The 26,088-nt window shown below is 37.6% G+C and carries 26 protein-coding genes, 1 tRNA gene and 1 riboswitch; of the genes, 23 read left to right on the top strand and 4 right to left on the bottom strand.

Annotated elements, in window-relative coordinates:
• Nucleotides 1-2 precede the first annotated feature (2 nt).
• The 8 genes from F5ESL0260_RS07685 to F5ESL0260_RS07650 all read left to right on the top strand — a co-directional run bounded on the left by F5ESL0260_RS07685 (nt 3) and on the right by F5ESL0260_RS07650 (nt 7,765).
• Nucleotides 3-938 carry a nucleoside hydrolase gene (locus tag F5ESL0260_RS07685; RefSeq protein ID WP_122026460.1) on the top strand — a complete coding sequence of 312 codons (936 nt, stop codon included), beginning with the start codon at nt 3-5 and terminating at the stop codon, nt 936-938.
• Nucleotides 939-1,010: 72 nt separating this feature from the next.
• Nucleotides 1,011-2,714, top strand: coding sequence for a glucose PTS transporter subunit IIA (locus F5ESL0260_RS07680; protein ID WP_122026459.1), 1,704 nt, complete (start codon nt 1,011-1,013; stop codon nt 2,712-2,714).
• Nucleotides 2,701-3,696, top strand: coding sequence for an ADP-ribosylglycohydrolase family protein (locus F5ESL0260_RS07675; RefSeq protein ID WP_122026458.1), 996 nt, complete (start codon nt 2,701-2,703; stop codon nt 3,694-3,696). The genes F5ESL0260_RS07680 and F5ESL0260_RS07675 overlap by 14 nt, the downstream gene beginning before the upstream one ends.
• A 159-nt stretch (nt 3,697-3,855) precedes the next feature.
• A complete protein-coding gene (locus F5ESL0260_RS07670) occupies nt 3,856-4,467 on the top strand; it encodes a hypothetical protein (RefSeq protein WP_046325472.1) in 612 nt (203 codons plus the stop codon).
• Nucleotides 4,460-5,203: an energy-coupling factor transporter transmembrane component T gene (locus F5ESL0260_RS07665; RefSeq protein WP_122026457.1), complete on the top strand. Its 744-nt coding sequence runs from the start codon at nt 4,460-4,462 to the stop codon at nt 5,201-5,203. Before F5ESL0260_RS07670 ends, F5ESL0260_RS07665 begins: the two co-directional genes overlap by 8 nt.
• Nucleotides 5,200-6,036, top strand: a complete 837-nt coding sequence (locus F5ESL0260_RS07660; RefSeq protein ID WP_122026456.1) for an energy-coupling factor ABC transporter ATP-binding protein — start codon at nt 5,200-5,202, stop codon at nt 6,034-6,036. The genes F5ESL0260_RS07665 and F5ESL0260_RS07660 overlap by 4 nt, the downstream gene beginning before the upstream one ends.
• Complete coding sequence (locus F5ESL0260_RS07655; RefSeq protein ID WP_122026455.1) at nt 6,033-6,827, top strand: energy-coupling factor ABC transporter ATP-binding protein; 795 nt, start codon at nt 6,033-6,035, stop codon at nt 6,825-6,827. The genes F5ESL0260_RS07660 and F5ESL0260_RS07655 overlap by 4 nt, the downstream gene beginning before the upstream one ends.
• On the top strand, nt 6,827-7,765 hold the full coding sequence (locus F5ESL0260_RS07650; RefSeq protein ID WP_122026454.1) for a nucleoside hydrolase: 939 nt from the start codon (nt 6,827-6,829) through the stop codon (nt 7,763-7,765). The genes F5ESL0260_RS07655 and F5ESL0260_RS07650 overlap by 1 nt, the downstream gene beginning before the upstream one ends.
• A gap of 98 nt (nt 7,766-7,863) precedes the next feature.
• Here the strand turns inward: F5ESL0260_RS07650 and F5ESL0260_RS07645 are convergent, their stop codons facing one another.
• Complete coding sequence (locus F5ESL0260_RS07645; RefSeq protein WP_122026453.1) at nt 7,864-9,180, bottom strand: C1 family peptidase; 1,317 nt, start codon at nt 9,178-9,180, stop codon at nt 7,864-7,866.
• 138 nt (nt 9,181-9,318) lie between these two features.
• A complete protein-coding gene (locus F5ESL0260_RS07640; RefSeq protein ID WP_046325466.1) occupies nt 9,319-9,741 on the bottom strand; it encodes an Hsp20/alpha crystallin family protein in 423 nt (140 codons plus the stop codon).
• A 209-nt stretch (nt 9,742-9,950) separates the two neighbouring features.
• Here F5ESL0260_RS07640 and greA point away from each other — a divergent pair, with 209 nt between their 5' ends.
• The 4 genes from greA to F5ESL0260_RS07620 all read left to right on the top strand — a co-directional run bounded on the left by greA (nt 9,951) and on the right by F5ESL0260_RS07620 (nt 12,904).
• Complete coding sequence (gene greA / locus F5ESL0260_RS07635) at nt 9,951-10,412, top strand: transcription elongation factor GreA (RefSeq protein WP_122026452.1); 462 nt, start codon at nt 9,951-9,953, stop codon at nt 10,410-10,412.
• A 78-nt stretch (nt 10,413-10,490) separates the two neighbouring features.
• Nucleotides 10,491-11,804, top strand: coding sequence for a Y-family DNA polymerase (locus tag F5ESL0260_RS07630; protein ID WP_122026451.1), 1,314 nt, complete (start codon nt 10,491-10,493; stop codon nt 11,802-11,804).
• Nucleotides 11,797-12,153: a hypothetical protein gene (locus F5ESL0260_RS07625; RefSeq protein ID WP_122026450.1), complete on the top strand. Its 357-nt coding sequence runs from the start codon at nt 11,797-11,799 to the stop codon at nt 12,151-12,153. The genes F5ESL0260_RS07630 and F5ESL0260_RS07625 overlap by 8 nt, the downstream gene beginning before the upstream one ends.
• Nucleotides 12,154-12,241: 88 nt before the next feature.
• Nucleotides 12,242-12,904, top strand: a complete 663-nt coding sequence (locus tag F5ESL0260_RS07620; protein ID WP_122026449.1) for a CPBP family intramembrane glutamic endopeptidase — start codon at nt 12,242-12,244, stop codon at nt 12,902-12,904.
• Nucleotides 12,905-13,028: 124 nt separating this feature from the next.
• Here F5ESL0260_RS07620 and F5ESL0260_RS07615 read toward each other — a convergent pair.
• A tRNA-Gly gene (locus tag F5ESL0260_RS07615) sits at nt 13,029-13,099 on the bottom strand.
• A 156-nt stretch (nt 13,100-13,255) separates the two neighbouring features.
• Complete coding sequence (locus F5ESL0260_RS07610; RefSeq protein WP_122026448.1) at nt 13,256-13,861, bottom strand: SOS response-associated peptidase family protein; 606 nt, start codon at nt 13,859-13,861, stop codon at nt 13,256-13,258.
• Nucleotides 13,862-13,958: 97 nt separating this feature from the next.
• On the opposite strand from F5ESL0260_RS07610, the gene trpS reads away from it, so the two are divergent.
• The 11 genes from trpS (at nt 13,959) to glmU (ending at nt 26,083) form a co-directional block, all read left to right on the top strand.
• A complete protein-coding gene (trpS, locus tag F5ESL0260_RS07605) occupies nt 13,959-14,978 on the top strand; it encodes a tryptophan--tRNA ligase (protein WP_122026447.1) in 1,020 nt (339 codons plus the stop codon).
• A 5-nt stretch (nt 14,979-14,983) separates the two neighbouring features.
• Nucleotides 14,984-15,463 (top strand): deaminase, encoded by a 480-nt coding sequence (locus tag F5ESL0260_RS07600; RefSeq protein ID WP_045928576.1) that lies wholly within the window; start codon nt 14,984-14,986, stop codon nt 15,461-15,463.
• A complete protein-coding gene (locus F5ESL0260_RS07595) occupies nt 15,393-16,049 on the top strand; it encodes a TPM domain-containing protein (RefSeq protein ID WP_370448590.1) in 657 nt (218 codons plus the stop codon). The genes F5ESL0260_RS07600 and F5ESL0260_RS07595 overlap by 71 nt, the downstream gene beginning before the upstream one ends.
• 57 nt (nt 16,050-16,106) lie before the next feature.
• A riboswitch (M-box (ykoK) riboswitch) is annotated at nt 16,107-16,273 on the top strand.
• A 91-nt stretch (nt 16,274-16,364) separates the two neighbouring features.
• The gene (mgtA, locus tag F5ESL0260_RS07590) at nt 16,365-19,055 is read left to right on the top strand and encodes a magnesium-translocating P-type ATPase (RefSeq protein ID WP_122026445.1); all 2,691 of its coding nucleotides are present in this window, start codon (nt 16,365-16,367) and stop codon (nt 19,053-19,055) included.
• Between the two features lie 116 nt (nt 19,056-19,171).
• On the top strand, nt 19,172-21,148 hold the full coding sequence (gene metG, locus F5ESL0260_RS07585) for a methionine--tRNA ligase (protein WP_122026444.1): 1,977 nt from the start codon (nt 19,172-19,174) through the stop codon (nt 21,146-21,148).
• Nucleotides 21,148-21,915 (top strand): TatD family hydrolase, encoded by a 768-nt coding sequence (locus F5ESL0260_RS07580; protein WP_122026443.1) that lies wholly within the window; start codon nt 21,148-21,150, stop codon nt 21,913-21,915. The genes metG and F5ESL0260_RS07580 overlap by 1 nt, the downstream gene beginning before the upstream one ends.
• Nucleotides 21,902-22,468, top strand: a complete 567-nt coding sequence (gene rnmV, locus F5ESL0260_RS07575) for a ribonuclease M5 (RefSeq protein WP_122026442.1) — start codon at nt 21,902-21,904, stop codon at nt 22,466-22,468. Before F5ESL0260_RS07580 ends, rnmV begins: the two co-directional genes overlap by 14 nt.
• Nucleotides 22,458-23,351: a 16S rRNA (adenine(1518)-N(6)/adenine(1519)-N(6))-dimethyltransferase RsmA gene (gene rsmA / locus F5ESL0260_RS07570; RefSeq protein WP_122026441.1), complete on the top strand. Its 894-nt coding sequence runs from the start codon at nt 22,458-22,460 to the stop codon at nt 23,349-23,351. The genes rnmV and rsmA overlap by 11 nt, the downstream gene beginning before the upstream one ends.
• Nucleotides 23,352-23,435: 84 nt before the next feature.
• Nucleotides 23,436-23,681 (top strand): Veg family protein, encoded by a 246-nt coding sequence (locus F5ESL0260_RS07565; RefSeq protein ID WP_034978009.1) that lies wholly within the window; start codon nt 23,436-23,438, stop codon nt 23,679-23,681.
• A 122-nt stretch (nt 23,682-23,803) separates the two neighbouring features.
• A complete protein-coding gene (gene purR, locus F5ESL0260_RS07560; protein ID WP_122026440.1) occupies nt 23,804-24,634 on the top strand; it encodes a pur operon repressor in 831 nt (276 codons plus the stop codon).
• Between the two features lie 63 nt (nt 24,635-24,697).
• Nucleotides 24,698-26,083: a bifunctional UDP-N-acetylglucosamine diphosphorylase/glucosamine-1-phosphate N-acetyltransferase GlmU gene (gene glmU, locus F5ESL0260_RS07555; protein ID WP_122026439.1), complete on the top strand. Its 1,386-nt coding sequence runs from the start codon at nt 24,698-24,700 to the stop codon at nt 26,081-26,083.
• Nucleotides 26,084-26,088: the final 5 nt, after the last annotated feature.

Here is a 26,088-nt window from a genome sequence, read left to right as displayed (position 1 = left end):
TAATGAAAACAATTTATTTTAACCATGATGGTAATATTGATGATTTAGTAGCTTGCTTGCTGTTTTTGCAAGCCCCAGATATTAAATTAATTGGCGTTAGTGCAATTGATGCGGATGGCTATGTTGATCCGGCTGTTGAAGTATGTCGTAAGTTGACAGATCGCTTTAACTTGCGCGGTGATCAATTGGAAATTGCCAAATCAAATTCTCGCGCTGTTAATCAGTTTCCGGAAGATTGGCGTAAAGCGGCATATTCTTTCAATTATCTGCCGTTATTGAATCGTTCTGGCAAAGTGATTACCAAGATGGCGGACAAGCCGGCTCATTTAGATATGATTGAGAAAATTATGACATCAGAGCAGCCTGTAACTTTAGTTATGACAGGTCCTTTAACGGATTTAGCGCGCGCACTAGAAACTAATCCTCAAATTGCGGATAACATTGAAAAGCTGTATTGGATGGGTGGTTCCCTTGATGGTCATGGTAATGTTGTTCAGGTTAATGCTGACGGTACTCAAGAATGGAATGCTTTCTGGGATCCTTTTGCGCTTGAAACTGTCTTAAAATCAAGTATTCCCATGCAGGTTATTGGTCTTGAAAGCAGTGAAGAACTGCCTTTAACTGATGAGTTAAGAATGCACTGGGCCAGTTTAAGTGAACATCCAGCTATGGATTTAGTTGCACAAGGATATTGTCTTCTGGTTAATCCGCCAATACCAACTGCGCAATTATACTTCTGGGATGTTTTAACTGTCATTAGTGCCCTGTATCCCGCAGTTGTTTTGACGACTGAAAAACACAAGGTAAGAGTAATTACCCAAGGCTTGGCAGCAGGCCGTCTGGAAGATGATCCCGCTGGTCGTGAAATAACTTTAGTGACTAAAGCAGATAAAAATTTATTCTTTAAAAAGTTTGATGAATTATTATTGCGTAGTTAAGTAATACTTATAATAGATAAAACCCTCGATTTTCGAGGGTTTTCTTGTAATTAAAATTTATAGTGAACAATTATGAACAGCAAGAATTTAATTGCAAATTTAGGTGGAAAAGATAATATTGAATCAATTTCACACTGTATGACTAGGATTCGTATTAAAGTCAAAAATCCGCAATCTGTCAATAGAAGGCAAATTGCAAGTGAAAAAAATGTGATTAAGGAACAGTTTGTTGGTCATGAATACCAGATTATAGTGAGCAATAATGTGGAAAAAGAATTTGCCAGTCTGCAAAAGCAGATGCATTCAGGTGGGAATGATTTTACAGCTATTGAGTGGAAAACCATACCAAGTCAAATTTTAGTTCCTATACTACCTTTATATACAACCGCGGCTATTTTTCAAGGTGTTTTAGTATTAATTAAATTGTGCAATTTAGTTTCCGCTGATAATTATCAATTTCTATTAAATTTAATACGACTTCCCGTATTTTGTTTACCAATAATTATTGGTTATAGCACCGCCAAAAGTATCAAATTGAACCCACTTGCTGGAATAGGCTTTGGTATAGAATTAATGGCAGTACATCATTATTTCAAAGCTTTTCCCAATTATGTTGGTTCTTTTATTCCTGTGATTTTGGTATGCCTGGCAAGCAAAATTATTTTTGTGTTTTTGGATAAAAAAATCAGGGGAATCATAGGTGCTACTTATAATTTTACATTGGGCTTTATCATTACCAGTGTAATAGGAATTTTATTTTTAGCACCAATTGGCCTATTTTTAGGCAAATTATTTTCAGATACTATCAAGTTAATTATGCTAAAAGTGCCTGTCATTGCAGCGTTAGTAAGTTCTATACTTTATTTGTTTTTAGTTGTCAAGGGTCAGCATTGGTGGTTAACGTTACTTGCTCTGAACAACTTAGGAGCCTTAGGCTATTCTTGGCTTTTTGCTTTTACTTCAACTGCACAGTTTGGCCAATTGGGAGCAGTTTTGGGAATTGCGACGAAGCACAAAGAAATAAAAAATAAAAAAGTGAAGGACACTGTGAAAAATTGCCTTTTTTGCATTATTGAGCCCGCACTATATGGCTATACCACGTTAAAGAAAAGCAGGTATATTTCAAGTCTTGTTGGACTAGCTCTCAGTGCAATTTATTTAGCCATTGCTAACGCTAAAATGTATGCTTTTCCAAGCAGCATCTTTTCCCTGGTTAATCCGGAACAGCCGACCTGGGATTCACTAATAACAGGTTTAATTTCGATTTTAATTGCTATCTTCGCCAGCTTCATTGCTGCTTTAGTTAGCGAACAGAATAACAGTTTACCTAAAATTAAAGTGACGGCCCCAATTGCGGGAACATACTTTGATATTGCACAATCTAAGGACCAGACATTTGCCAGTAAGGTACTGGGAGATGGAATAGCAATTACTCCCTTATCCTCGACTAATGCTGACATTTATGCTCCCGTAAATGGGAAAATCATTATGATCGCGCCCGACCAACATGCATTTGGTATTAAAACTACTGCAGGTGTTGAACTATTGGTACATGTCGGAATTGACACGGTAAAATTAAAAAAAGCAGCTGTTAAACTAAATTTAAAAGTAGGACAATTAGTTGCAAGAGGAGACAAAGTCGGAAATGTAAACATCAATAATATTATCCAAGCTGGCTATAATCCAGAAACATTGCTGATTGCATTGAAAAATCCAGAATATTATTTTGATAAGAATAATTTATACTTAATTAAGAGGAAAAATGAAACCAGATAAGAAAAGAGTTTTAGGAATATTGCAGGGAGTATCACTAGGTGATGCTATGGGGATGCCAACAGAAGTATTGTCACAAGAACTTATTCGCGAAAAATTTCCTAACGGTATTCATGAATTGTTAAGCCCTGTAAGTGGCGGACCGTACAAGAGAGATTTACCGGCTGGCTCTATCACTGATGATACCGTTAATACCTTATTAGTCTGCAAAATGTTAATTAAAAATAATGGCAAAATAGACAGCAGGCAATTTATTGAATCCTTAATAAGATGGACACAGGATTCCAATATGGCACAGTATGTTGCGGGTCCATCAACTAAAAGTGCTATTAAAGCTATTCAAAACGGGTTACCACTTGAAAAAGCGGGAATTACTGGTACTACTAACGGAGCAGCAATGAAAATTTCTCCGGTTGGTATTGTGTTTGACTATAAAAATGCTAGTGCACTGCTAAAGGCTGTTTCGGCTATTTGTATGCCCACCCATAACACAAGTATTGCCATTGCTGGAGCTAGTGCGATAGCAGCTATAGATAGCTATGTTGTAAGGGGCGGCACAAAGATCAGTACAATATGGCAAATTGCCGTAGATTTTGCTCAAAAGGGCTCAATGAATGGCTTTAAATTTCCATCCGCCGATTTAGTTTTTCGCATTAATCAGGCAAAAGCAATTGTTCAGACTTCCAGAACAAGAACAGTATTGCTTTCACGGCTTTATCAAGAAGTGGGCAGTGGAATGGAAACGATAGAAACTATTCCCTGCGTTTTGGCCATAGTTGACTTTGCCAAGGCAGATGCTTGGAAAGCGGCACAATTAGCTGCAGAAATTGGCTGGGATACAGATACAATTGGCTCAATTGCCACTGGTATATGTGGTGGTATACGTCCTGACAGTATACCAATTTCCAAAATTGCTCAGATTGAGAAAGTAAATAAGATCGAGCTTAATTCTATATCCGAACAATTATTTAAGGTGGCAAAATAAAATAAAGTTTGTAGTATTTACTTGCTAACGCAAAACTTTCCCTATATTTAAATAAAAGTAGCCTTGAAAATCACAATAATTTCATGTATTCTTAAATTGAATCATACGTATAAATTTATGCGTATATCATTATATTATTCGTTTTTTAAGGAGGAAAAATTGAAACGAGGACTTAGGTATGATTTCGATTTACTGGCACTATTATTAATACCAGTTGGCGTAGCGTTAAATTTTGTCGGTTATCAGTTATCTGCGGCATTAAAACTGCCCGTTTGGATTGATCAGGTAGGAACATGTTTTGTGTCTATGATTGCAGGTCCGTGGGTGGGAATGGTAATGGCTTTATTAGGCAATATCATTAACGGTATGTTAATACCAACTGCGATTCCATTCGCCTTGGTAGCCATGACTAACGCATTATTTGTTGGTTATTTTTCACGGTTTAAGTTTTTTAGCAACATTTTTACGGCAGTTATTGCATGTGCAATTGTTAATGTTGCAACTGCAGTACCTTCAGCTATAGTAACAACTTTTGTGTTCGGTGGAGCAACAGGAGCTGGTAGTGATTTGCTTACAGCTGTATTTTTAGCAGCAGGCAAAGCTTTGCTTTGGTCAACAATTCAAGCAAACTTAGTTGGGGGTACTTTTAGTGTGGCCTTTAACTTCACTATTGCATGGCTTTTAGTAAGACGTTTACCCGATAGATTTTTAATAAAATTAAATTATGGTCGTCCATACATTAAAAACAGAAAGGCTCTAATCTATGCTTAAATGGTTTAAATCACTATATCCTTCAACTAAGGCATTAATTGTTTTGCTTCTTATTTTACTTAGTATGATGAGCTCAAAGTGGCAGGTTCAATTGTGTTTAATAGCTGTAACAATGATTCTGGCATTATTTTCTGGTACATTAGTCAGGCTAATTAAATTGTTCTTTGAATCTTTAGCATTAATTGTGGTCTTTTTATTTGTATTGCAAGTGTTTTTCATCAGCTATCCTGATTCACAAAAAATTTGGTGGGTCATTAAGTTTTCACAAACAGGTCTTAATACTGCAATTATGTTGGCAAGCAGGATAATTGCTATTTCGTTACCAATTATCTGGTATTTTTTAGTTACTCCCAGCGATGTTATCATCCAAGCTCTGGATCAAACTAAGTTGCCTAAAAAAGCTATCTTTGTTTTAGCTTCAACTATTCAGGTTGTTCCCCAATTAATGTGGCAGTCAAATATCATTAATGAGGCACAGCAAGCAAGAGGAGTAGAAACTACGGGTTCATTATGGCAAAGAATAAAGACATTTATACCAATGATGGGTCCCTTGGTTTTATCTTCTGTTGAGCAAAATGAAGAAAAAGTTTTAACGTTACAGGCACGTGGCTTTTCTAATCCAACTCCCAGGACAACTTTGCATCATATTTCAAAAAAGAGAATCGATTATTTATTAGACATAATACTCTGTTTAATCTTGGTTGTTTTTGTTATTTGGGGAGGTAAATTTCTATGAGCTTAATAGAACTGCAACATATCAATTATCGCTATCCGTTAACTTCAGACCTAACGATTAAAGATCTGTCATTAAAGGTTGAGCCGGGTGAAGTATTGGGTGTTATTGGCAGCAATGGTTCTGGCAAAACGACTGTGTGCAATATAATGCGTGGCTTTATTCCTGCTTTTTATAAAGGCGAGCTTGAAGGAAAGGTTATCTTTGAAGACAAACCGCTGGATACTTCTAACCTGGGCAGACTGGCACAAAAAATTGGCTATGCTTTTCAAAATCCGTTTACACAAATAACTGGTGTTAAATATACAGTTTATGATGAAATAGGTTATGGACTGGAGAACTTGTCTGTTCCTAGAGCAGAAGCTGACAATAAAGTTGAGCAAGTCATAGAATTATTAAACTTAGAAAAAATACGTAATCAGAATCCTTATGATTTATCTGGTGGTCAAAAACAAATGGTAGCTCTGGCTTCAGTTATTGTATTAGATCCAGAATTAATTATTTTAGATGAGCCTACTTCACAGCTAGATCCCAGCTCGACATTAGCTGTGTATAATATTGTCAAAAACTTGAAAAAGCAAGGTAAGACCATAATTATTGTTGATCATAAAGTTGATTTACTAGCACAAGTTTGTGATGAAATTGCAGTGATCCAAGACGGACAACTTGTGGTTAAAGGAGAAACACATCATGTTTTTAGTGATGAAAAAGTAGTAGCTGCAGGTGGACAGATTCCAGAAGTATCAGCTTTCTATTTAAAAAAATATCCTAAATCAAAACAAGTTCCTGTTACGGTTGATGAAGCATATGAAATGTTAAAGGAAGCTAGAGCATGAGTTACTTAAGTCTGGATGATGTCAGTTATTCGTATGATAATAAAAATAATGCAGTTGAAAGTGTCAATTTAGAATTTGAACTAGGTGAGGCAGTAGCTATTATCGGACAAAATGGTGCTGGTAAAACTACTACTGTAAAAATGATGAACGGATTGATTAGACCTGATAAGGGTCGAGTTTTACTCGATGGCAAAGATACTAAAGGAATCAGTGTAGCTCAATTATCTCACCATGTTGGGTATGTGTTTCAAAATCCTGATGAGCAGATTTTTCAAGATTCAGTTGAAAAAGAAATTGCATTTTCGCTAAAAAAGCAAAAGCTGCCACAAACGGAAATAATTACCAGGGTAAAAGACGCTGCTAGACTGTGTCACTTGGATAATAAATTAAATGAACATCCATATAATTTACCTTATTCTCAAAGAAAATTTGTTACAATTGCGGCAATTATAGCTATGAACCCAGAAGTTATGGTCTTTGATGAACCAACCGCAGGGCAGGATCATAACTCAATTATACGTTTAAATAAAATTATCAAAAAACTAACAAGCATGCATAAGCTAGTGATTACAATTACACACGACATGAGCTTTGTAGTTAATAATTTTAAACGCCTGATAGTTTTTGCTCAGGCTCATAAGCAAAAAGAAGGTTCTCCTGCAGAAATTTTTAGTGATGAGTCTCTTTTACGTAAGAGTAAATTAGAACCGCCAGTAATTGGTCAACTGGCAAAAAAACTAGGGTTTAGCAACGTCTTAACAGTTACAGATCTACTAAGAGTGGTAAATTAATGGATATTTTATATGACTGCGATCCTGGTCAAGATGACGCGATGGCTTTATTAACTGCTTTAGGTAATCCTGATAAGGTAAAGGTTTTATGTGTTTCCACAGTTGGCGGCAATCAGAATATTAATTTGGTAACGCAAAATGCGGGCTACTTACTAGCCTTTTGTAAGCAACACATTCCGTTAGTTCAAGGACAAGCAGGGCCACTGCTTAATCAATTACACGTGCAGGCAAAAGCTCATGGCAGCACTGGTATGGATGGCTCAGATAGTTTAAATAAATATGCTTATCCGGTTGAAGATGACAATGCAATTTGTTTTATGGCAAATATGTTGAAAAAGCAGTCTCAAAAGGTGACTATTGTTGCTACGGGACCGCTCACAAACATCGCGTTATTAATTAAAACTTTTCCCGAAATTATACCTAAAATAGCTAAAATAGTTATTATGGGCGGAGGTATAGATCACGGCAACGTTACTGACTTAGCTGAATTCAATATTTGGACTGACCCTGAAGCGGCGCAAATTGTCTTTAGTTCATCTTTGGAAGTGATCATGGCGGGTTTAGATGTAACTGAAAAAATTACTATTACTAAAAAGGAAATAGCAAGTCTTCAATTTGGTGGTCCAGCATCTAAATTGGCAGGGAACCTGTTACATTTTTATCAAAAATCAGGTGAACAATTTGGTTTTACGGCTGCACCTGTACACGACCTAGTTGCAATGGAGTATGCAATTTGGCCAGAATTTTTTGAGGCCGTTCCAGCCAACATTAAAGTTAATACTAATCACGGAGATGCATATGGGCAAACGTATATTGCTAAGGGAAAAGACGAGAATAAAGCAGCCCATAATGTACTAATTAAAAAAATGACTAAAAAGCTATTTTTTGCTCTTTTACAAAAAAGTTTGCAGTTTTTGGACCGAAAATTAGTCAATTGAAATTAAAAGCAGTCAATTTTACTAAATAATTGTTTTAAGATAGACAAAAGACGAAATTCTATTGTGAATTTCGTCTTTTTTATTAGGTATAAATTAATTTAAGCGAGTGAATCCCAAGCTGGCAAATCAGTAATTGGACCTTCTGCTATAGCTACTTGCTCTGGTGTCAGGTACTTCTTGTGGACAACAACTTCGTAAACATAATCTTTAAACCAGTCGTTGTTCATAACAAAGAATCCTTTGTCGCCATTCTTTTCGCCCCAGGAGTTTTCAACCTTCCATTGGCGAACATGTCCACCGTCTTCATCTCCACCAACTAAAGTCATTGCGTGAGTAGAAGCGCCTGCACCAGTGCGCAAACGATCAGCCTTGGACATCTTAAGGTCTACGCCAAAGAGTTCGCTTAGTTGATACAAATCACTGTCAAGGTAGCCCTTCTTGCGGTCGCTTTGTTCACCAACATCATTGCCAAACCAGACTGCTTCGCCATCTTTTAACTGGTTAACAGCTGCAGTTTCCAAATACTCCATTGGCACGTTTAAGAATTTGATGCGGTATGACCCCTCAACGTTATCTTCAAAAGGTAGACCATATAATTTATCATATTCATGGTCTGGAGCATTAGACAATACGACATAGTCGTTGAAGTCAACGTCACCCATGTATTTATGCAAAAATTCCAGTGGAGTTAAATCTTTATCCAAGTGGTATTTCTTATCGTCATCACGATATTCCAAGTCAAATTTCTTAGGTGGTTCACCGACTGCGATTGCAGTCATCTGGTAAACTTCACTTAAGAATTGCTTGCGGGCTTTTTCGATCTCATCGTCTTTACCGGCCTGCTTTAATTTACGCAAGACCAGAGCATCCTTCTTCAGCTTATCACCCAAAGCTTTGGCGAAGCCGTTAGTATTATTGGTATTAAAACTTTCAGGCATTGCATAAGAAGGAACAACACCATACTTTTCAATTAAAGCAGCGCCCATGTGGAATTGACCACCATCTTCGCCTGCACCATCTAGGTGGGCTTTAACAGTACGTGAATCGAGTGGTTCGTCTGCTGTGTCTAAGATATTGTCATAAAAAATATTTGCCCGTTCAATTTTATCCCAGAAGAAGTTGTAGCTTTGTGAGAAAGTAAAATTCTTGCAGTGATATTTTTTACCAAAATTGTGGCGTAAGATGTTTAAAGTGGCAAATTCCCAGCAGCGACCTGATTGACGTTGATTAGTAACATTTTCTGTGTCAAGCTCGGTTGAAAATACACGGGTCAATTCACCTTGAACGCGTTCATTGTAAGCAGCTGTTAAAACACCACTTTTTTGAGCTGCTCGGGCAACAACTTGATTTTGTGGTTTTTCATTAAAGTTTGCGGCAAATTCTTCCAACTCTTGGACAGTTAATTTATGAGCCATAAAATAAATTCTCCTTTTTTAATCTATTTTTAAATTACTATATATTTTAAGCTAAAATAAAAGCGAGTTCAATAGCTGAACTCGCTTTAGAGAATTGTATTAGTAACTTATTTAAAATTTATGCAAGATGGTAATAAGTTAATCAATTTGGATTGAGTTATCATTTGCACCAGCTTGCTGCTTTGGCAAGGTAATAGTCAATACACCGTTATCGTATTTGGCGTGAATGTCACTTGCAACTACATTTGGTAATCTGAAGCTGCGTGAAATGTGACCTTCGCTTCTTTCACGGTGGATAATACTGTTATCCTTAGACATATCCTTAAATGATTTTCTTGAGCCGGATACGCTCAAAATACCATTATTATAATTTAGGTGTATCTTATCCTTGTCCATTCCGGGCATATCAACTTTGATCACATATTCTTTGTCGTTTTCAACAACATCTGATTGCATTAATTTTGCTACTTCGTTATCGTCAAAAAATTTTCTCGGAAGATCAAACCAATCGTTCATCGCATCAAATAGGTCATTGTGCCGATTCATCATATCATTTGCCATAGTAAAAAACTTCCTTTCGAAATTTATATATTTGTATCAGAAGACTTTCATTTCTTCCTTACAATTATTATTATAGTATGCAGATTCATAAAAAGGAAATAATTAGCACTATTATTTTTAGAGTGCTAAACAATTAGCTTAGATACCTTGAAATTGGTATTTATAGCTTGTGGATAATATTTTTAAGAAAATAATTAGGAGAGAATATTTTGGTTTATTATCAAAAAATGACGCCCCAAGGTTACCAAAAAATTAAAGATGAAATAGCCAGTTTAAAAAAGGATAGACCCAGAAGAATTAAAATTTTACAGGAAGCCCGCTCTTTAGGCGACTTATCGGAAAATACCGAATATACGGAGGCCAAGCGTGATTTAGGTCATCTTCAAAGTCGTCTGCGTTATCTGGAAAAGCAGTTGAAATATGCCGAAATTATTGAAAAGAAGGCCGATGGCAAAGTAGATTTAGGCAAGACGGTCACACTAAAATTTGCTGACGATCCGGAGACTGAAACATACCAGGTTGTCGGCCGCATGGAAGCTGATATTGAAGCAGGAAAAGTTGCGTTTGACTCACCTCTGGGTCAAGCAATTATGAAAAAAGAAGCTGGTCAAACTGTAAGTGTTGCAGCACCTGCCGGTGAGTATCAAGTTACTATTGCAAAAATCGAATAAATTTTTGCTTGATTATTCGAACTTGTGTTTGTATAATTTATTTTAGCGAACGTAAGTTTGCAATAGGAAGTGAAAGCAATGTATGATTACCGTTATGAACCACACCGGTTAATTTTTATGATTGATAACAAATCATTCTTTGCTAGTTGTGAGGCACTTCAATTAGGTCTAAATCCAATGAAAGCTGTGTTGGCAGTAGTTTCGCATCAGCCGCATACAAATTACGGCTCGGGGCTAATTATGGCGGCTTCACCATTAGCGAAAAAGAAATATGGGTTGACTAACGTCATGAGAGTACGTGATTTACCCACCAAAAAAGAAGCGCCGGATTTGATTTTAGTAGAACCTCATATGAACTTATACATCAAGCGCAGCATGCAGGTATTGGCAATTTTTCAAAAGTATGCTGCTGATGAGGATATCCATGTCTATTCTATTGATGAAAGCATGATTGATATGACTAAGTCATGGCGTTTGTTTGGCAACGATCCGTATCTGGTAGCACGCAAAATTCAGGTAGAAATCAAATCAAAAATTGGACTTTACACTACTTGCGGAATAGGAGAAAATCCATTGCTAGCCAAATTAGCCATGGATATTTCTGCTAAACACCGTTGTTCAATGATTGATTATTGGCATTATATTGATGTACCTGATACTATTTGGCAAATTAAAGATCTGGAAGATGTTTGGGGGATTGGCAAAAGAATAGCTGTCCGTTTGCGTCGGTTACATATTAATAATATGTATGAATTGGCACATACTGATCCAGCAATCTTAAAAAAAGAATTTGGCGTGATTGGTGAGCAGTTATTTGCAATCAGTTGGGGAGTGGATCGCAGCATTATTAGCGAAAAATATTTTCCCATAATGAAAAATTACGGCAATTCACAGATTTTAAACCGTGACTATACAGATCAGCGGGAGATTGAGATAGTCTTACGTGAAATTGGCGAGCAGGTAGGTGCCAGAATACGGGCACACCGCTTGCAAGCTGGCTGCATTAGTTTATTTGTCGGCTTTTCCAGGTATGAACAAGATGGCAGGCGCAAGGGCTTTAATGTGCAGCAAAAAATTTGTCCGACCAATGATAATGACTTGTTAGTGCAAGAAATACTGGCACTTTTTCGTAAAAATTGGCATGGCGAAACAGTCCGTGCTTTAGGGGTTAACTGCAGTCGTTTAGAGCCGGATACCTGCCAGCAATTGACCTTTTTTGTTCCAGTTTCTGAGCAGATAAAAAAACGGACTATAAATATAACTATTGATAGAATCAGAAAGAAATATGGCTTTACCAGTTTAGTTAAGGCATCTAGTTTATCTAAAGGTGCAACAGCAATCAGGCGCAGTAGTTTAGTTGGCGGGCATAATGGCGGAAATGCATATGAATGATTTTGATAAAATTGTCACAGATTTTTTTAAAAACTATCAAGATCGCAAAATGAAAAAGTGGCAAGGTTTCTTTTTAAGCGATCATACAATGGCAATTAATAAAGATAAGCAAAAGCGCAGCGTGCAGCATTCGGCAAAAGAAACTATGAGTATGGAAGAAATAAGCCTGCAACTCCTTAAGGCGTATGGTAATCACCGCATGGTTCACCTGCAAGTCAAGGTCATGAACAATGATGATCAGCTGCCCGCAGATATAGTTGGTTTTGTCAGTGGCTATAGTGATGATGGTATTATTGTTGCTGGCCAAAAAATTGCGCTAGAAGATATCAATAACATCAGTATCGATTGAGAAAAATTTTCTTGATATTTTATATAGGTTGCTTTTTTTGCTATAATATGGAACTTGTAAGGTACATAATAGTATAGAGGTAATTTTTGTGAATACACCAGCATCGAGGCAAGGCAACATTATACGCTATTTTGTTTATTTTATTAGCTATTTGATGGTTGTCGGCGTGATTAAGCTAGTTACTGCTAATTCACCGATTCATATTTGGGATTTAATCTTATTTGCAACTATCTCGCTGATGGTTTCATTGTTTTTTATTTATCGCTTTAATAGAGAACAGCGCTTTTTTGACCGTAGTTTTGGGGGCTCCTGGCTAAACAATTTTGGCTTAATAATTGGTTTGACTGCTGTGGTAACGGCATTACGTATTAGTGTTTCCTGGCTCCAGTCCTACGGCAGATTAAAATTATACAATTTTCAAATTGCTTATTTGCACCAGGAGGCAAGTTTGACTTACTGGTTTTTACTAGCTGCAATAGGGATAGTTTTACCAATTCTGCAAGAATTTTTAATTACTGGGTTTTTATTTAATTATGCATTTAGAAGTAACACTGTCTTAACAGCAATTCTAGGAATACTAACTTCTGGTATCTTGTTTGGCTTACTCAATTGGCAAAATTCACTGTTACTGTTAGTAGTTAACGTTGTACTTGGTGGGCTTTTTGCTTGGTCTTACCTTTATACTCAAACTTTATGGATGCCAATTTATTTAGCGGTGCTAAATGGCATTATCTTAATAATTATGACTTAAAATAAGAGCTTAGCACATGAAATAATTCCCTAAATTTTGTCCGAAATTTGGGGAATTTTTTTGGTTTCAATTATCTGCGTAGAGTAAAAAGGCAACGACTATCGAAGCCATTGCCTTTTAATTAAGCGGATAGCGTGAATCGAACCCGCATCTTCAGCTTGGGAAGCTAACATTTTACCATTAAACTATACCCGCATTACTCAAACAGTTTACCATGTTTCGTTTGCGAAACCAAGTTTTGTTTTTTGATTTTTAAAACTGGCTAGATAAAATGTAGCTAAAGCCCTTAATATTTTCGCGTGTTTTAGCTTTATTTGCGTAATAATAAGTGATCGAAAAATTTAAGAGTAATTACTTTCTATGGGGCATTTTGACAGAATCAAGCTCCAACTGGCTGCGATCAACTAAAGACGAGAAGTTTTGAAACAGCCATTGGCGCAATTCATCTGGTTGAATAACTAGGGGCATACGGTCATGAATTGGGGCATAGGACGCGTTAGGTTTAGTAGTAACCATTGAAAAATGGTCTTTTTGATAGATTCCGGCGATTAATGTCAGTGCGGCATTCGCATTTTTAAAACTGAAGCGTTCGTGATAACTATGGTTATTTTCCCCCAGATAGGTTTCATGACTAGATTCAAAAAATTGCTTGGCGATTATAATGCAGCGAGATTTGGCAAATGAAGAATCCCACATTGATCTTTTTTCTTCAAAGAAGCGTTCAACCCGGGCATTAAAAACCACTTGTTTGTGGTCGAATGGACTGGGATAACCCCAGGATTTAGGCAGTAACTGTAATTGCTTATTCGAATATACTAGTACAGGAGCAATTCCTTGTGGGAAAATGTTCTGATTTTGGGGTAAGTTACTTGCGGGTTCTATTAAAGGCAAGTTTAAGTCGTTTGCTAAGTATTTTTTAATTTCGGCCAAACTTGGCAGTTGAAATTGATTACACATTTTTTCCTCCGTGTTTAATCATTGCTTGATTTTTGGTAGAATTATTATAAATTATTATATTAAAAAGATTTTAATTATTTAAGGAAGGAAAACTAAATTGAAAAAGAAAATTATCCTGACAGGTGATCGACCAACGGGAAAGTTGCATGTGGGTCATTACATTGGTTCATTAAAGAATAGGGTAAAATTGCAAAATTCGGGTGAATATCACCCATTTATCATGATTGCTGATACCCAGGCTTTAACTGATAATGCCCGTAATCCTGAAAAGATTCAAAAAAGTTTAATTCAAGTAGCATTAGACTATTTGGCAGTGGGGATAGATCCTCAATTTTCAACCGTTTTCGTTCAATCCCAAATACCCGCCTTGTTTGAACTGACAGCCTATTATATGGACTTAGTCACAGTCAGCCGCTTAGAGCGTAATCCAACTGTTAAAGCTGAGATCAAGCAAAAAGGTTTTAACGATTCCATTCCCGTGGGTTTCTTAAATTATCCAGTATCACAGGCAGCTGATATCACAGCCTTTAAGGCAACTTTAGTACCCGTTGGAGATGACCAAGAGCCCATGCTAGAACAAGCACGTGAAATTGTGCGGACCTTTAATCGTGTCTATAACTGCAATGTCTTAGTAGAACCTAAAGGCTACTTTCCAGAAAAGGGTGAGGGGCGCTTGCCTGGTTTAGATGGTAATGCCAAAATGTCCAAATCCTTAAATAATGCTATTTATTTGTCTGATGACGCCAAGACCGTTGAACAAAAAGTAATGTCAATGTATACTGATCCCCAGCACATCCATGTTGAAGATCCAGGCAAAGTAGAGGGCAATACTGTCTTTACCTACCTTGATATTTTTGATCCTGACAAGAATAAGGTAGCGCAATTAAAGGCAGATTACCAAAAAGGCGGCTTGGGTGACGTTAAAATTAAGCGTTACTTAAATACGGTGTTGGAAAAAGAACTGGCTCCAATACGTGAGCGGCGTGCTCAATATGAACAGAATATATCTGCTGTTTATGAGATGCTGATTGAGGGCTCTAAAAAAGCAAACGAAGTAGCTGATCAAACCTTACAAGAGGTACGAGACGCAATCGGTTTGAATTATTTCAAGAGGTAAAAAAAATGCGTAAGCGAATTCCCTGGAAACAGTACTTTATGATGCAGGCCTTAGTGATTGCTCAGCGTTCAACATGTGACCGGGCTTTGGTTGGCAGTGTTTTAGTAAAAAAGAATCGTATTATTGGAACCGGTTATAACGGTTCTGTTACGGGTCAGCCTCATTGCGATGATGTAGGTCATCAATTAGTTGACGGCCATTGCGTGCGGACAATTCATTCAGAAATGAATTCACTTATTCAGTGTGCACGTAACGGTGTTTCAACCGATGATACTGAAATTTATGTTACGCACTTTCCCTGTTATAATTGTGCTAAAGCTTTAGTGCAGGCTGGAGTTAAAAAAATCAATTATTATTTTGATTACAATGACAGTCCGCTGGCGATTAAACTTTTTAAAGACTGTGGGGTTCCTTATGAACAAATTAAAATCGATCGGCAATATGTGGAGCAATTGGCCCATAAACTGGAAGACGCTGAAAACTAAATTAGCGTTATTTACGGCTTTAGTCGGTATTTTTCTGATGCTGACGGGCTTTGCAAGTCCTAACATTAAAGATAATAGTAATTTGCTCGAGCGTGAAACCAGTAAATTGATTTTGGCCAAAAATGACCGGTATTTTCAAACCAGTGAACAACCACAAATCATTGTCAAAACGGTAAACCGGGTTGACCATTTAACGCCCGCTAAATTAAATAAATATAAACGGACAGTTTTTATCGTTGTAGGTACTAAAAACAAGAAGCGTAACGTACAGATATATTCCAGTAAAGATCTTCACAGTGCGTTTTCTGCTGATGTCCGGACAAATATAATTCGGTCTCAATCTGACAAATTGCGTAGTAACAATAAAAAGAAATTTAATGAAGGATTACGCTTTGTTTTTAGGGCATGTGCCACTACCATTGATCAGCGTTACCAATATTCACTTGATAAATATGACTTGTCCAGTGATGAACGTGCGCAACTTTCCCACCCTCATAGGCTGGCTTTACCTATCGCTTTAGCCTTGGCACTAGTAATCAGCGGTTTAGTTTACTTTTTTAAAAATAATTTGAACATAAAAAGGTAAAAATGTTGACTTTATCATGTGTTATGTATTAAACTCACAGTGCAAATTAAATAAGAACAAATAAACTGTTAGGTGAGACTCCTACGTGAACAAATGCTATCGCCCGGAAACATCCAGAGATGCCAACGGGTCAAATAGTTTTCGTCGATATAAGGCGCAAACCAGATAGCTAGCAGCACAAGCTTACGTCACGTAGTGTTAAAACTGAACGATGAGTATAATAATACCTGTTGAAAAGGGGACGCCAAGCGGTTAGCTAGGTGGCTCCTTTTTTAGTTTGTTTGAATTAGTTGTGTGATGAGGAGAGTGGGGAAAATGCTGAAAAAACCAAATGGTACTACCAGCAACAAAGACTTAGAACTGGTAAAAGCAATAGCTAAAGAAAGCAGATCAGAGACTTTAGCAAGACTGCATGCAAGCAGTGATGGTTTAACTAGCGAGCAAGCTGAAAAAAACCGGGAGGAATATGGTTCTAATACTATTGCCACAAATAGACATAATTCTAAACTCCGCTTTTTGGCGGAAGCCTTCATCACGCCTTTTACTTTAGTATTGCTGGTCTTAGCCACGTTGTCTTTATTTACTGACTATATTTTTGTGCCAGCAGGAGAAAAGGACCTAACTACTGTAGCAATTATGGTCACGATGGTTTTGATTTCTGGAATAACCAGTTTTGTGCAAAATGTCAGGTCATCTAATGCTGTGGATTCCTTACTTAAGCTCGTTTCTGTTACGACAGATATTATTCGCGATGGTAAGGACCAGGAAATTGATACCAGTGAAGTGGTTGTAGGTGATGTAATTCGGTTGGCTGCAGGAGATATGGTACCGGCTGATATGCGCCTTTTAACCAGTAAGGATCTCTTTTGTTCTTCCAGTTCTTTGAATGGTGAATCAAATCCGGTAGAAAAAATTGCCACTGCCAAGCCAAAAATTGGGGCGGACCGTGATTATCTGGATTATCCTAATATTTTATATGAAGGTACAACAATCGTTTCCGGTTCGGGCTTAGGAATTGTTTTTGCAACTGGTGAAAGAACCATATTCGGCAAATTGGCTCATGATATTTCACATCACGATGTTAAAAATACGACTTTTGATGTTGGTATCAAAAATGTTTCCAGATTATTAATAATTATGACTGCCATCATCGCACCTTTAGTTTTCATTATCAATGGTATTACTAAGGGCGATTGGGTTAATGCTCTAATCTTTTCAATTGCGACCGCAGTCGGCCTAACACCTGAAATGCTACCTGTAATTGTAACTACCAATCTGGTGAAAGGCTCAATCGAAATGTCCAAAAAGGGCACGATTGTTAAAAAGATGAATTCAATTCAAAACTTTGGTTCAGCTGATATTTTGTGTACTGATAAAACCGGTACCCTTACTCAGGACAAAGTGGTTCTGGAGCGTCATTATGATTTAAATTTACGGGAAAATCCGCGGATTTTAGAGTTAGGCTATCTTAATTCCAATTACCAAACGGGGATGAAAAACTTAATTGACAAAGCAATCATTGAAGCTGCTGGGGATGAACTGGATATCAGTGAAATTCAGCGTGATTACAATAAGATTGATGAAATTCCGTTTGACTTTTCCAGAAGGCGCATGAGCGTGGTGGTGGAAAACGCTGATGAACAGCACGGCGAACACCTGTTAGTAACTAAAGGTGCTTCAGAAGAAATGATGGCTGTTGCTACTAAGCTTGAAGTTGACGGTCAGATTTTACCTTTAACACCTGAACGTAAGCAAAAAGTAATGGCTAAAGTAAATGACATGAATGATGATGGCTTGCGCGTGATCATGCTGGGATACAAACGTAATCCTGCACCTGTCGGTGAATTTTCAGTAAAAGATGAAAATGACCTTATTCTTTGCGGCTATCTTGCTTTCCTTGATCCCCCTAAAGAGAGTGCCAAAGACGCTTTAGCTCGTCTAAAGTATGATGGTATCAACGTTAAAATTTTAACAGGAGATAACGAGGCTGTTACCAGAACTGTTGGCTTACAAGTTGGTTTAAATGTTGATACAGTTTATTCAGGTGCAGATCTTGAAGGCAAGAAACCTGAAGAGTTGGCAAAAATGGTGGAAGAATGCAATATTTTTGTCAAATTATCACCGGAAGATAAAACTAAAATTATTAATCTGTTAAAGCAAAATGGTCATACTGTAGGCTATATGGGTGATGGCATCAACGATGCCCCAGCAATGAAGGCAGCTGATGTCTCTATTTCTGTTGATACTGCTGTGGATATCGCCAAAGAATCTGCTGATATTATTCTGCTGCATAAGGATTTGAATGTACTAGAAGAAGGCGTGAGAATCGGTCGAAAAGTATTTGGCAACACTATGAAATATATCAAGATTACACTTTCTTCCAACTTTGGTAATATTTTATCAATTATGGTGGCTTCTTCTTTCTTGCCATTCTTGCCAATGCTGCCATTGCAACTCTTGGTTTTAGATTTACTCTATGGCACTAGTTGTCTGGCGCTACCATTTGATGACATGTCTGATAAGTTCTTAAAAGAACCACGGACATGGTCAACCAAGAAGTTGCCTAAGTTTATGTTTTACTTTGGTCCAACTTCATCTGTCTTCGATATTCTGACTTTTGCCTTATTATTCTTTGTTATTTGTCCACAATTGACAGGTGGTAATTACAGCGCTTTGGGAGCAACCCAAAAAGTTGCATTTGTCGCTCTTTTCCACACTGGTTGGTTCATTGAATCGCTGTGGACTCAGGAAATGGTTATTCACGCTTTGCGCGATCCGCGTTTGCCATTTATTAAGCAGCACGCTGCACCCGGAGTCACGCTAGCAACATTTGGCGCTGGTGTAATTGGAACCTTGATTCCATTTTCATTCTTGGCAACAAAACTGGGCTTTGGCAAGATGCCAATTAAATTTATGTGGGTAGTATTCGGTATACTTGTTCTATATATTTTATTGACTACTGTTGTCAAGTATTTCTATTTAAAGAGCGAAAAATTTTTAATCTAAAAATAAGTACAGAATGCTAAATATCTACTAAAAAAGAGAACTCCGTAAGGAATTCGCTTTTTTGTTAGTGTAGTATAATATAGTATAATTAAGCAAAAATTAAGGAGCAAATGAATATGGCTGATAAAAAAACTTTTTATATCACAACACCAATCTACTATCCATCCGGCCGATTGACTATCGGCAATGCTTATACCACAATCGCAGCTGATGTAATGGCACGCTACAAGCGCAGCCAAGGCTACGATACCTTCTTTTTAACTGGTACTGATGAGCACGGATTAAAAATTGAGCAAAAGGCTGAAAAGCAAGGAGTTAAGCCGCAAGAATTTGTAGATAAAATGGTGGTTATTTATAAAAAGTTGTGGCAAAGCCTTGATATTTCATACGATAAATTTATTCGGACTACTGATAAAGAACACGTTAAAGGCGTTCAAAAGATTTTTGAGCAGCTGTTAAAACAAGGTGATATTTATCTGGGCGAATATACAGGCTGGTATTCTGTAGAAGATGAAGAGTATTTCACAGAATCACAATTAGCTGAAGTTTATAAAGACGATGATGGTAATGTAATCGGTGGTAAGGCGCCATCCGGTCATGAAGTTCAACTGGTGAAAGAACCATCATACTTTTTCAAGATGAGCAAATACGCAGACAGACTTTATCAGTACTACCAAGACCATCCTGATTTTATCCTGCCTCATTCTCGCGAAAAGGAAATGGTCAATAATTTCATAAAGCCTGGTCTGGAAGATTTATCAGTCACCAGAACGACTGTTTCCTGGGGTATTCCTGTTCCAAGTGATCCTAAACATGTCGTGTATGTTTGGATAGATGCTTTATCTAACTATATTACTGCATTGGGCTATGGCTCAGACGATGATTCTTTGTTTAAAAAATACTGGCCGGCTGATATTCACTTGGTAGGTAAAGAAATTGTTCGTTTTCACACAATATACTGGCCGATTATGTTAATGGCTTTAGGTTTGCCATTACCTAAGCATGTTATTGGTCATGGCTGGGTTTTGATGAAAGACGGCAAAATGTCCAAGTCGAAGGGCAACGCAGTTTATCCTGAATCTATTATTAACCGTTATGGCGTGGATGCATTGCGTTACTACTTAATGCGTGCCTTGCCATTTGGCTCTGATGGCGTCTTTACGCCAGAAGATTTCGTTGAGCGCGTTAACTATGACTTGGCTAACGACCTAGGCAACCTGCTCAACAGAACTGTTTCCATGATCAATCAATATCAAAATGGCAAAGTTGAACCAGTTGCCCAAGAGCAGGATGACTTAGGTAAGGACTTGGCCCAAACGGCAGCAGACGTTATTGCCAGCTATAAAACAGAAATGGATACTTTGCACTTTACTCAGGCAATTGAAGATATCTGGAAGTTTATTAATCGTGCTAATAAATATATTGATGAAACAATGCCGTGGAAATTAAATAAGGAGGGTAAAGCTGCAGATTTAGCGCGCGTAATGTCGAATTTGGCAGAGAGTTTACGTATCATTGCTTTGCTGATTGCTCCAATTATGACCAGGACTCCAGTTGAAATGTACAGACAATTAGGTCTTGACTGGCAGAGTGATGAGTACAAGCAACTTGAATTTGGTAACTGCGCTTGGGGGACTCAAGTCATTTCTGATCCTAAGCCGATTTTTCCAAGAGTTAAACCTGAAGAAGAAATTAAATACATTAAAGACGAAATGGCTAAAGCTAAGCCGAAGAAGGCAAGCCGCAGCGAACAAGGTAAGGATAAAGAAATATCGATTGACGATTTTGCTAAGGTTAAAATCCAAGTCGGTAAAATTCTGTCTGTTGAGCCAGTTCAAGGTTCTAAGAAATTGCTTCAGTTCCAAATGGACTTTGGCAATGGCGATGAAAGACAGATTTTAAGTGGTATTAGGCAGTATTACCCTAATGCCAGTGAATTACTGGGCAAAAAGGTTTTGGCAGTAACCAACCTTAAACCACGTAAAATGTTAGGTCATCTAAGCCAAGGCATGCTTTTGTCCAGTGAGAAAAATGGGGAAGTTAAGTTAGCCTTGGTTGGCGCTGAACATGCAGTTGGGGCGCAATTAAGTTAATGAAATTAATTGATAACCATACTCATTTACAAGATGAACCGTTTCGGGGCAAAGAAGAGTTTTATTTGGATCGAGCTCAAAAATTAGGTGTGACCAAAATAATTTGTGCAGGACAGGATCCAGAGTTTAATAAGCGCGCAATTAATTTAAGCCAGCGTTTTACCCAAGTCTCTGCGATGGTGGGTTATTGCCCTGATGTGGCCAAAGATTATAACCAAAAAGCAGAAGACTTGCTAATTGAACAGTTGCAGCTTCCTGGCGTTGTGGCGTTAGGCGAAGTAGGGCTAGATTACTATTGGGATGAATCTCCGCGTGATAAACAAAGAGAGGTTTTTGCCAGACAGGTTGAACTGGCTCATGAATTAAAAAAACCGGTTGATATTCATACGAGGGATGCTTTTAGTGATTGCTATGAGATATTAAAAAGCAGTAACTTAGAATATGGTGCAATTTTGCACAGCTTTAATGGCGATATTTCATGGCTGACTAAATTTTTGGATTTAAATGTATATTTTTCTTATTCTGGTGTTGTTTCCTTTACTAAGGCAACTGCAGTCCATGAAGCGGCCAGAAAAACTCCGTTAGAGCGATTGCTGGTAGAAACCGATGCTCCCTATTTAACTCCTAAACCATATCGCGGCCGACAAAACGAACCGGGCAATGTTTATTATGTAGCTCGCGCCATTGCGGAATTAAAGGATCTCCCGTTAGAAAAAGTTGCTCAGGCAACATATGCGAATACGATGAGGGTCTATGGTCTTAACTAAAAAACAATTTAATGCCGTTGTTGTCGTTGAGGGAAAAGACGATACTATTCGTCTTAAACAATTTTTTCCCGGAATTGAAACCATTGAAACGAATGGCTCGGATGTGCCTGATACAGTGCTTACTGCGTTGCAGGAATTAGCTCATAAAAGAGAAATTATTGTCCTGACAGATCCCGATTTAAACGGCGAACGAATCAGACGCTTAGTTACTAAAGCAGTGCCAACAGCAAAGCAGGCTTTTATAACGCGTAAAGAGGGCGAGCCTCATAAAAAAGGTTCACTTGGCGTTGAGCATGCATCAAAAAAGGCACTGGTGAGGGCACTAAGTGCTTTACATGAAAAGAAGCTGCCCAGCAGTGATTTAACCATGAAAAAATATCAAGAACTAGGTTTAGCCAGTGGCCCTAATTCACGCAAATTGCGGGAACAAGTGGGGATAAAGCTGCGTGTTGGCTATGGTAATGGCAAACAATTCTACCATCGTTTACAAACTTTTGGTATTTCACTTGCGGAACTTAAACAGGCTGTTGAGGAGGTTAAAGATGAACACTGAGATTCCTATTGGCTCTCCAGTTAGAACTCAAGCAATTATCAATCGCTATTTTATGAAGGCTAAAAAAAGCTTGGGTCAAAACTTTTTAGTAGACTTGGATGTACTTCAAGGTATAGTTCAAGCTGCCGCAATTAAACCCGGTGATCAGGTGATTGAAATTGGACCGGGAATTGGTTCTTTGACTGAACAACTGCTCAACGCCGGAGCTAAAGTTTTTGCTTATGAAGTTGATGAAAACCTCCCAGAAGTTTTGCAAAATGAACTACCCGCTAAAATAAATGGTATGCCATTGAAACAATGCTTTAAATTAAAAATGAAAGATATTTTAAAGGCTGATTTTGCAACTGATCTGGTTGACTTTTTTGATTTAAATAAACCGGTCAAGGTTGTTGCCAATTTACCTTATTACATTACAACTCCAATCATTTTCTTTCTTAACAATTCTCAACTGGAATTTACCAGTTTAACCTTAATGATGCAAAAAGAAGTGGCAGACCGTTTGCATGCTCATGTCGGAACAAAGGAATATGGGCCTTTAACAATCGCGGTTCAAGCCGAAATGAGTGTGCAGCCTTATTTGACTGTCAAAAGCAGCTCATTTATACCCCAACCCAAAGTTGACTCAAGCGTCGTAGTTTTAAAACCTTTAGCGGCAGCGAATAAACCTGATATAGCTAACCTTGAACACTTTAAACGGGTAGTTAAGATGTGTTTTGCCCAAAGACGTAAAACATTAAATAATAACTTAAAAGTTCTTCTGCCAGATGAAAAACAGCGCTTAGCTCTGATTAAATCTTTGGGTGTTGATTCACGCATTCGTCCAGAACAACTGACACTAGAGCAATTTGTTAAAATTGCACATAGTGTGTCGGTTAAAAATTGACGAAAATATTCTGGGGTAGTTTTTAAAAAGAATTGAAAAAATAATAATAAAGTGGTATAATACAACTCAAAGGAGTTGTTTTCATTGCCAACATCTATTATGACCATTAAGAGTAAGCTGGATTCACATTTAGGTGATTCATTAACTGTAGTTGCAAGAGCTGGACGTAAGAAGGTAACTAAAAGACGTGGAATTTTGAAGAACACATTTCCTGCAGTTTTTGTAGTTGATTTAGATCAAGATTCAAATAACTTTGAACATGTTTCTTATAGTTACACAGATTTATTAACCAAAAATATAACATTAAAATTTGATAACGCTGTGCAATAAGATTAAGGCGTCATCTTAAGATTACTTTTTGGCAATAACATTTGGTAAAATGTTAGTGCCTTTTTTTATGGTTGAGTGTATAGTAGTAACTGGCAAAAAGCAAACAATAGGAGGTAATTTCTATGAAACGTTCAGAGAGATTAGTTGATATGACTAAATATTTAATGGAACGACCACATGACTTAATTCCGCTGCCATTTTTTGCAAAGAGATATGGTGCAGCCAAATCTTCAATTTCTGAAGACCTGGCAATCTTGAAGCACACCTTAGCAAGTAATCAAGACGGAATTTTGGAAACAGTCGCAGGTGCGGCTGGGGGTGTGCGTTATATTCCTTTTTGGGGTAAAAAGCACGCCCAGAAATATTTAAATGAATTGGCTAGTCGCATTGAGGATCCTGACCGCATTTTGGCTGGTGGATTTGTTTACCTGTCTGATATTATTGGCAACCCACAAGACCTGGATAAGATCGGTAAATTAATTGCTACTAGGTATGCATATTCTAATATTGACATTGTGATGACTATCGAAACCAAGGGCATTGCTTTGGCTCAAGCAGTTGCGCGCTATTTAAACGTACCTTTTATCATTGCTCGTAAACGCTCAAAGGTAACTGAGGGAGCAACAGTTTCTGTAAATTATATTTCTTCTTCACTTGATCGTGTTTCTAAAATGGAGTTACCCACAAGGGTGTTAAAAGAAAACTCAAACGTATTGTTGATAGATGATTATATGATGGCTGGCGGAACGCTGACGGGAATGCAACAACTGGTAAAAGAATTTAATGGCAACATTGCCGGTATTTGTGTTTTATGTGAAGCGGATTTTGATGATGTTAAACTAATTGAAGGTCATCTTTCTTTAGTAAAAATTAAAAAAATAGATGATAAGAGGAAAGTTATCATGGCAGAGCCAGGCTCGTTGATTGCTCATACTGATTTTGGCAGCTTTTAGTTTCTGCGCCAGTATACTAAAATATAAATAGTAATTTAAGAATATAAAAGAGGCTAAAAATCTATGAGAAAATTTGTAATTGTTCTAGCGGCTGGCAAAGGAACACGTATGAAGTCCAAATCATACAAAGTTTTGAACAAGATATGTGGGAAAACTATGGTTGAATATGTGGTCGAAGCTGCCCAGGCCACTGAACCGGATAAAATAGTTACAATTGTTGGCATTGGCGCTGAAGAAGTTAAAAAAGTCCTGGCCGGTGAGTCCGAATTTGTTTTGCAGAAAAAGCAACTTGGTACAGGGGATGCTGTTTTAACTGCCGCCGATGAATTGGCAAAAGAGAATGGTGCAACTCTTGTGATTACTGGCGATACTCCCTTATTTACAGGTGAAACCTTTCAAAAATTATTTGATTACCACCAAAGTAAGGGAAATGCAGCTACAGTTTTAACTGCTCAAGCTCCTAATCCTTTTGGCTATGGCCGCATTATAAGGGATGACCAGAATAACGTCTTAAGGATTGTTGAGCAAAAAGATGGCACAGCAGAAGAATTGGAAACTAACGAAATTAATACTGGTGTTTTTTGTTTTGACAATCAGAAACTGTTTAGTGCCTTAAAGCAGGTTAACAACCATAATGCCCAAGGAGAATACTATTTAACTGACGTCTTGGAAATCTTGCGCAATCAAGGTGAAAGAATTGGTGCATATAAAATGCCTGATTTCAGTGAAAGCCTTGGGGTCAATGATCGCTTAGCATTAGCACAGGCTACTAAAACTATGCAGAAGAGAATCAATGAAAAGCATATGGCTAATGGCGTTACTTTTATTGATCCGGAGACGGCATATGTAGATGTGAATGTAAAAATTGGTTGTGATACTCAAATTGAGGGTAATGTAGTTATCAAGGGTAATACCGAGATTGGCAATAATTGTGTAATTACCTCTGGAACCAGAATTGTTGATTCAAAAATTGGCAATAATGTGACTGTGACTTCATCCACGATTGAGCAGGCCGAAATGGATGACTTTTCAGATATAGGGCCAAACTCACATTTGCGTCCCCAGGCTATTATTAGAAAGGGCGCCCACATTGGTAATTTTGTTGAAATTAAAAGTGCTGAGATTGGCGAGAACACCAAAGTTGGTCATTTAACTTATGTTGGTGATGCTACATTAGGTAAAGATGTTAACGTTGGTTGTGGTACTATCTTTGCTAATTATGATGGTGTAAAAAAAGATCACACTAACGTTGGTGATCATGCGTTTATTGGTTCAGGTGCTACCTTAGTGGCACCGGTTAATATTGCTGACCATGCTTTTGTAGCAGCAGATTCAACAATTACTAAAGATGTAGCTAAATATGATATGGCAATTGCGCGTGGCCGACAGGTAAATAAGCCTGATTACTGGCATAAATTGCCCCTGTCTAACGATTCTAACTGGAAATAATAATC

The sequence above is a fragment of the Lactobacillus sp. ESL0260 genome (genome assembly GCF_003692935.1).
Classification (GTDB): domain Bacteria; phylum Bacillota; class Bacilli; order Lactobacillales; family Lactobacillaceae; genus Lactobacillus; species Lactobacillus melliventris.
Note: the sequence above shows the minus strand (reverse complement) of the source record. Positions and strands in the feature narration are given on the sequence as shown.

Coding starts and splice junctions, on each gene's coding strand:
- F5ESL0260_RS07625 (WP_122026450.1), top strand. CDS start 11,797: ATGAATGATTTTGATAAAATTGTCACAGATTTTTTTAAAAACTATCAA.
- F5ESL0260_RS07675 (WP_122026458.1), top strand. CDS start 2,701: ATGAAACCAGATAAGAAAAGAGTTTTAGGAATATTGCAGGGAGTATCA.
- F5ESL0260_RS07655 (WP_122026455.1), top strand. CDS start 6,033: ATGAGTTACTTAAGTCTGGATGATGTCAGTTATTCGTATGATAATAAA.
- F5ESL0260_RS07660 (WP_122026456.1), top strand. CDS start 5,200: ATGAGCTTAATAGAACTGCAACATATCAATTATCGCTATCCGTTAACT.
- F5ESL0260_RS07630 (WP_122026451.1), top strand. CDS start 10,491: ATGTATGATTACCGTTATGAACCACACCGGTTAATTTTTATGATTGAT.
- rnmV (WP_122026442.1), top strand. CDS start 21,902: ATGGTCTTAACTAAAAAACAATTTAATGCCGTTGTTGTCGTTGAGGGA.
- F5ESL0260_RS07665 (WP_122026457.1), top strand. CDS start 4,460: ATGCTTAAATGGTTTAAATCACTATATCCTTCAACTAAGGCATTAATT.
- mgtA (WP_122026445.1), top strand. CDS start 16,365: ATGCTGAAAAAACCAAATGGTACTACCAGCAACAAAGACTTAGAACTG.
- F5ESL0260_RS07680 (WP_122026459.1), top strand. CDS start 1,011: ATGAACAGCAAGAATTTAATTGCAAATTTAGGTGGAAAAGATAATATT.
- F5ESL0260_RS07595 (WP_370448590.1), top strand. CDS start 15,393: ATGAACAAATTAAAATCGATCGGCAATATGTGGAGCAATTGGCCCATA.
- F5ESL0260_RS07685 (WP_122026460.1), top strand. CDS start 3: ATGAAAACAATTTATTTTAACCATGATGGTAATATTGATGATTTAGTA.
- F5ESL0260_RS07580 (WP_122026443.1), top strand. CDS start 21,148: ATGAAATTAATTGATAACCATACTCATTTACAAGATGAACCGTTTCGG.
- glmU (WP_122026439.1), top strand. CDS start 24,698: ATGAGAAAATTTGTAATTGTTCTAGCGGCTGGCAAAGGAACACGTATG.
- purR (WP_122026440.1), top strand. CDS start 23,804: ATGAAACGTTCAGAGAGATTAGTTGATATGACTAAATATTTAATGGAA.
- rsmA (WP_122026441.1), top strand. CDS start 22,458: ATGAACACTGAGATTCCTATTGGCTCTCCAGTTAGAACTCAAGCAATT.
- F5ESL0260_RS07600 (WP_045928576.1), top strand. CDS start 14,984: ATGCGTAAGCGAATTCCCTGGAAACAGTACTTTATGATGCAGGCCTTA.
- metG (WP_122026444.1), top strand. CDS start 19,172: ATGGCTGATAAAAAAACTTTTTATATCACAACACCAATCTACTATCCA.
- F5ESL0260_RS07610 (WP_122026448.1), bottom strand. CDS start 13,861: ATGTGTAATCAATTTCAACTGCCAAGTTTGGCCGAAATTAAAAAATAC.
- F5ESL0260_RS07640 (WP_046325466.1), bottom strand. CDS start 9,741: ATGGCAAATGATATGATGAATCGGCACAATGACCTATTTGATGCGATG.
- F5ESL0260_RS07645 (WP_122026453.1), bottom strand. CDS start 9,180: ATGGCTCATAAATTAACTGTCCAAGAGTTGGAAGAATTTGCCGCAAAC.
- F5ESL0260_RS07650 (WP_122026454.1), top strand. CDS start 6,827: ATGGATATTTTATATGACTGCGATCCTGGTCAAGATGACGCGATGGCT.